The organism is Mesorhizobium sp. M7A.F.Ca.MR.176.00.0.0 (genome assembly GCF_004023165.1).
Lineage (GTDB): Bacteria > Pseudomonadota > Alphaproteobacteria > Rhizobiales > Rhizobiaceae > Mesorhizobium.
In genome coordinates, this window is the sequence record NZ_RZTC01000202.1 from 1 (window position 1) to 5,476 (window position 5,476).

Annotated in this window: 4 protein-coding genes; all 4 read left to right on the top strand. The window is 66.1% G+C overall.

Annotated features, from left to right (window positions below; genetic code table 11):
- Positions 1–375: 375 nt before the first annotated feature.
- Genes EOB59_RS33440 through EOB59_RS33455 form a run of 4 tightly spaced genes read left to right on the top strand, consistent with a single transcriptional unit; the run spans position 376 to position 5,398 of the window.
- Positions 376–1,914: a DUF4173 domain-containing protein gene (locus EOB59_RS33440; RefSeq protein ID WP_128290210.1), complete on the top strand. Its 1,539-nt coding sequence runs from the start codon at positions 376–378 to the stop codon at positions 1,912–1,914.
- Between the two features lie 3 nt (positions 1,915–1,917).
- Positions 1,918–2,610, top strand: coding sequence for a response regulator transcription factor (locus EOB59_RS33445; RefSeq protein WP_127808659.1), 693 nt, complete (start codon positions 1,918–1,920; stop codon positions 2,608–2,610).
- Positions 2,601–4,202, top strand: coding sequence for an ATP-binding protein (locus EOB59_RS33450; RefSeq protein ID WP_128290211.1), 1,602 nt, complete (start codon positions 2,601–2,603; stop codon positions 4,200–4,202). Before EOB59_RS33445 ends, EOB59_RS33450 begins: the two co-directional genes overlap by 10 nt.
- A 29-nt stretch (positions 4,203–4,231) precedes the next feature.
- Complete coding sequence (locus EOB59_RS33455; protein ID WP_128290212.1) at positions 4,232–5,398, top strand: FAD-binding oxidoreductase; 1,167 nt, start codon at positions 4,232–4,234, stop codon at positions 5,396–5,398.
- Positions 5,399–5,476: the final 78 nt, after the last annotated feature.

A 5,476-nucleotide genomic window follows, 5' to 3' on the forward strand; every position in this document is an offset into this window, starting at 1 on the left:
ACCCTCCCCCTTGTGGGGAGGGTCGCTGCGAAGCAGCGGGGTGGGGGTGCGGCGCCGGACCCCCACCCGGACCTGCGGTCCGACCCCCCACAAGGGGGAGGTGGAAGCTCGGCGCCCCTCTTCGCGCCCCTGCACGAAAACTGCACAGGCCTGCGGAAAACCTCCTCCGATCCGCCTCACCCTTTCCCCGCCGGCCTGACAAACAGACGGCATGCAAAACCGAGCAGAACCCCGATGGTCCCTGCCTTGCCGGCTGCGCCGCGAAGACTGGTGGCTGGCCGATGCGCCGCGCGCGTGTCCCGTCGCAACCCTCATTCCCTTTGTCCGCAAGAGCCCGCCGGCAACCCGGCGGGACGCCATCAGGAAAGCCCGATCATGACAGCGTTGCTCTGCGCCGCGCCGAGCTATTGCAGCCGCTTCGGTGTCGCCATCCTCCTGGCAGCACTTGCGGATTTCCTGTTCTACGGCCAGCCCGCCGGGATCACGGTTTTCCTGTTTGCCCTGCTGATTGCCGCCGCGGTTGTCGCCGTGCATCCGGCGGCTTTCAGCGACGGTCGCGTCTGGCTCAAGCCCATCGCCTTGCTTGTCGCGCTGCTGCCGCTGGCTGAAAACGTCAGCACCCTGTCGGTTTCGATCGCGCTGGCGGCGCTGACCGTCTTTGCCCTTTCGCTGAGCGGGCGGCTGCGGCACAGCATCGCCCGTATTGCCGGGCAGATCGTGCTGTTCGGGCTGGCGGCGCCGTTCCGCTTCGCCAATGATTTCGTCCGCTGGCGCAGGACGGCGCGGCGGTTCGGCCGGCGGCGCATCCGGCTGGCGGCGATCGCTGTCTGGGTGATGCCGCTGACGCTGGGCGCGGTCTTCCTGGCGCTGTTCGGCGCCGCCAATCCGGTGATCGACTACTGGCTGTCGCTGATCGACCTCATGAGGCTGCTCGATCTTATCCAGCTGGCGCGGATTGCCTTCTGGCTGTTCGTGCTCGCCGCTGTCTGGGCTTTTCTGCGACCGCGCCTGCCGCGCCTGGTTCGCCGCATCCCGCGCGCGGCGCCGGCCGTCAGCGCTCAAGCCGACAAAACCGCCACCACCATCGAAGACATCCTGTTCGGCAAGGCCGCCATCCTGCGCGCCCTGATCGTCTTCAACATCCTGTTTGCGCTGCAGACGGCGCTCGACGCCACCTATCTGTGGGGCGGGGCCGCCCTTCCCGACGGGCTGAGCTACGCCTCCTACGCGCATCGTGGCGCCTATCCCCTGATCGTCACCGCGCTGCTTGCCGCCGGCTTCGTGCTGGCGGCGCTGCGGCCAGGCAGCGAGACATCGGCCGATCCGCTTATCCGCCGGCTGGTCTATGCCTGGGTGGCGCAGAATATCATGCTGGTCATTTCGTCGATCCTGCGGCTCGACCTCTATGTCGGCATCTATGCATTGACCTACTGGCGCGTCGCCGCCTTTGTCTGGATGGGGCTGGTCGCAGCAGGCCTTGCCCTGATCATTGCCCGCATCGCGCTGAGAAAATCCAATGAATGGCTGCTGTCCGCCAATCTTCTGACGTTATCTCTGACGCTTTATGCCGGCTGTTTCATCAATTTCGCAGCGACGATCGCCAACTACAATGTCGACCATTCCCTCGAAATGACCGGCCAGGGCATTCCCCTAGACGCCTGGTATCTTCACTCGCTCGGTCCTGGCGCGTTTCCCGCACTTGATCGCTTCCTCGAGCAGCAGGGCAAGACGGTGGCCGTCGGCACTGTCCGCGAACTGGCTGGCGTGCGCGGCAGCGACGAAATCTGGTATCGAACTATCCAGCAGAACTGGCGGGCCTGGAGCTTTCGCGACTGGCGGCTGCTTCGATATCTCGACTCCAAGGGGCCGTTCGTGATTCCCTCCGCTATCGAACCTTCCATGCCGGGCCGCTGATCCATGCCGCATCACATCCTCGTCGCCGACGATGACCCGCACATCCGCGAGGTGATCTGCTTTGCGCTGGAAAAGGCCGGCATGAAAACGACAGGCGTGGCCGACGGTGCCGCCGCCCTGCAGGCGATCGGCCGCCGGGCGCCGGATCTTGTCGTGCTCGACATCGGCATGCCGGAGATGGACGGGCTGGAGGTCTGCCGGCGGCTGCGGCACACATCCGATGTGCCGGTGCTGTTCCTGTCCGCGCGCGACGAGGAGATCGACCGCATCCTCGGGCTCGAAATGGGCGGCGACGACTATGTGACGAAACCATTCAGCCCGCGCGAACTGGTCGCCCGCGTCAACGTCATCCTGCGGCGCGCCCGCCCGGCGGCGTCCGAGCCGGTCGACAACAGGCAGTTTTCGCATGGCAAATTGGCTCTGGCGCCGGCCAGTCACGCTGCCAGCTTCGACGGCAAGGCGCTTGCCCTGACGGGGATCGAATTCTCGATCCTGAAGGGATTCCTGGCGCGGCCCGCGCATGTGCTCGACCGCGACGCGGTGATGGCCAGCGCCTATGCCGCAAACATCCATGTCGCCGGCCGCACCGTCGACAGCCACATCCGCAACATCCGCGCCAAGCTGGCAGCAGTGGGTTGCCCTGACGTTATCGAGACGGTGCATGGCGTCGGCTTCCGGCTCGGCCGATGCGGCTGACGACTTCCGGCAAATGGATCGGCCGCAAGTGGCGGCCACGGCTTGCCACGGTCGTCGTCGCCATCCTGATCATGGTGATGGCCCTGCCATTGGTCGGCTTGTTCTTCTTCCGCCTCTACGAGAACCAGCTGATCCGCCAGACCGAAGCGGAGCTGATCGCGCAAGGGGCGGCCATCGCCGCCATCTATGCGCAGGATGTGCGCGACGCCGGCATTGCGGCGGACAAGCTCGGCGCGCCGATGCCGGGGCCAGGCGGGGATTCAAGCCGAAGCGTCAATCCGGGCCCGCTGTACAAGCCGATCGAGCCGCAACTCGATCTCGCCTCCGACTATGTGCTGCCGACCCGGCCGGCAGCGATCGCTGCCACCGCCGATCCTGCCTTCGCGGCGATCGGTGCGCGCCTGTCCGGTATTCTCGACGCCACGCAGAAAACCACGCTGGCCGGCTTCCGGCTGCTCGATCCCCGGGGCGTCGTCATTGCCGGGCGCGGCGAGGTCGGCCAGTCGCTCAGTGCGGCCGAAGAGGTGCGCACAGCACTTGCCGGCCGCTATGCCAGCGCGCTCAGGCTGCGCATTCCCGACCAGCCGACGCCACCGCTCTATTCGGTCAGCCGCGGCACCAAGGTGCGTGTCTTCGTCGCCCTGCCGGTCGCTGTCGGCGGCAAGGTCGCCGGCGTCGTCTATGTGTCGCGGACGCCCAACAACATCATCAAACATCTCTATGGCGAACGCGGCAAGGTGACGTTGGCGGCGATCGCCATTCTCGGCGGCACGCTGCTCATCGGCCTGGTTTTCCTGCGCACCGTCAGCCGGCCGATCTATGCGCTGATCGACCGAACCGAGCGCATCGCCGCCGGCGACCGCGCGGCGATCAGGCCGCTCGACCATCACGGCACGCGAGAGATGGCGGAGCTTTCCGCCGCCTTCCTCGACATGGCCGAAAAACTGCAGGCGCGTTCCGACAGCATCCAGACGTTCGCCACCCATGTGTCGCATGAGCTCAAATCGCCGTTGACGGCGATCCAGGGCGCGGCCGAACTGCTGCGCGATTCCGGTGGCGCGATGGACGATACGGAGCGGCGGCGCTTTTCAGACAATATCGTCACCGATGCGGGACGGCTCAATCTGCTGGTTCGCCGCCTGCTCGACCTGGCGCGCGCCGAAAACCTGGCGCCGAGCGGCGAAAGCACATCGCTCGGTGCGGCGCTGGCGCTGCTGCCCGTCGACAACAGGCTGGCGGTTCGCGTCGGAGCCGGCGGCGAAATCGGCTTGCGCATATCGGCCGAGAACGCGGCTATCGTGCTGGCCAATCTCATCGACAATTCGGCCAGGCACGGCGCGACGGCGGTTTCTGTCTCGGCTACGAGCGCCGGCGGCAAGGCGAGCATCCTGGTCAGCGACGACGGCGCCGGCATTTCGCCGAGCAACCGGGCGCGCATCTTCGAACCGTTCTTCACCACGCGGCGCGAGCAGGGCGGCACCGGCATGGGGCTCGGCATCGTGCTGGCCCTCCTGAAAGCGCATGATGGTATGATCGCGCTGGTTGACAGCGAACGCGGCACGCGCTTCGAGATCATTCTGCCGGTGGCGTGAAGGACACCATCGGCCGGATCGGAGAGAACATGCGCTACGACATCGTCATCATCGGTGGAGCCATAGTCGGCTCCTCGGTCGCCTACTATCTGCGCGAGCAAGGGTTTTCCGGCACGATCGCGCTAGTCGAGCGTGATCCGCAATTCGCGCATGCGGCAACGACGCTGTCCATGGCCTCGATCCGCCAGCAATTCTCGATCCCGGAAAACATCCGCCTGTCGCAGTTCACGCTAAAGCTGTTCCGGCGGCTGAAGGAAGAGTTCGGCGCCGACGCCGATATCGGCTTTCGCGAAGGCGGCTACCTCATCCTTGCCGGCGAGGACGGCTTGCCGGTCCTCAAGAGCAATCACGAGGCGCAGATGGCCGAGGGCGCCGACATCGTGCTCGAGGATGCCGATGCGCTGGTGCGCCGGTTCCCGTGGCTGTCGACCGAGGGCATTTCAGCCGGCGCCTATGGCCGCACCGGCGAAGGCTGGTTCGACGCGCATGCGATGCTGACGCTGTTCCGCAAGGCGCTGCGGCAGAAGAAAGTCGATTTCATCACCGCCGATGTCACCGCCATCGCGCGCGATGGCAATCGCGTCACCGGGGTGAGCCTCGGCAATGGCGAGACGCTGAAGGCCGGCATCGTCGTCAACGCCGCCGGCCCGAACGCCGGCAAGGTGGCTGCCATGGCCGGGCTTGAACTGCCGGTCGAGCCGCGCAAGCGCAATGTCTTCGTCTTCGAGGCGCGCGAGAAATATGCCGACATGCCGCTGCTGGTCGATCCCTCCGGCATCTATGTCCGTCCGGAAGGCTCGGTCTACCTCACCGGCGGCGCCGAACCGGAGGAAGGCGACCGCGCACCCGATCCCGGTGACTTCGAGGTAAACTGGCCGCTGTTCGAAGAGGTGATCTGGCCGGTGCTGGCGACCCGCATTCCCGCTTTCGAGGCAATCAAGCCGACCCGCGCCTGGGCCGGCCACTACGACTACAACACGCTCGACCAGAACGCGGTGATCGGTCCGCATCCCGAAGTCGGCAATTTCCTGTTCGCCAACGGATTCTCCGGCCATGGCCTGCAGCAGGCGCCGGCGGTCGGCAAGGCGCTGGCCGAACTGATCGTGCATGGCGGCTATCGCACGGTGGATTGTTCGGCGTTCGGGTATGGTCGAGTCGCGGAAGGGCGGGCGTTCCGGGAATTGAACGTGATTTGAGCGTTGGCGTTTCCTTCTCCCCCTGTGGGAGAAGGTGTCGCCGAAGGCGACGGATGAGGGGTGTTCCAGGGAACGCCA

Coding starts and splice junctions, on each gene's coding strand:
- EOB59_RS33440 (WP_128290210.1), top strand. CDS start 376: ATGACAGCGTTGCTCTGCGCCGCGCCGAGCTATTGCAGCCGCTTCGGT.
- EOB59_RS33445 (WP_127808659.1), top strand. CDS start 1,918: ATGCCGCATCACATCCTCGTCGCCGACGATGACCCGCACATCCGCGAG.
- EOB59_RS33450 (WP_128290211.1), top strand. CDS start 2,601: ATGCGGCTGACGACTTCCGGCAAATGGATCGGCCGCAAGTGGCGGCCA.
- EOB59_RS33455 (WP_128290212.1), top strand. CDS start 4,232: ATGCGCTACGACATCGTCATCATCGGTGGAGCCATAGTCGGCTCCTCG.